Genomic DNA, 230 nt, shown 5'->3' with positions numbered 1-230 from the left:
GTCAGTTGCTCTACCAATTGAGCTAGGCCGGCAAATGGTGGAGAATGACGGGTTCGAACCGCCGACCCTCTGCTTGTAAGGCAGATGCTCTCCCAGCTGAGCTAATTCTCCAAATATTTTACCTGGCACCGTCCTACTCTTGCGGAACGTAAGTCCGACTACCATCGGCGCTAAAGAGCTTAACTTCTGTGTTCGGCATGGGAACAGGTGTGACCTCTTTGCCATAGGCA

1 tRNA gene and 1 rRNA gene are annotated in these 230 nt (G+C 52.2%); both read right to left on the bottom strand.

Annotated features, from left to right (window positions below):
• Positions 1 to 35: 35 nt before the first annotated feature.
• Positions 36 to 111, bottom strand: a tRNA-Val gene (locus TP70_RS11685).
• A 9-nt stretch (positions 112 to 120) separates the two neighbouring features.
• Positions 121 to 230, bottom strand: a 5S ribosomal RNA gene (gene rrf / locus TP70_RS11680); the annotation flags it as partial.

This window comes from Staphylococcus microti, assembly GCF_000934465.1.
GTDB classification, from domain to species: Bacteria; Bacillota; Bacilli; order Staphylococcales; family Staphylococcaceae; genus Staphylococcus; species Staphylococcus microti.
Note: the sequence above shows the minus strand (reverse complement) of the source record. Positions and strands in the feature narration are given on the sequence as shown.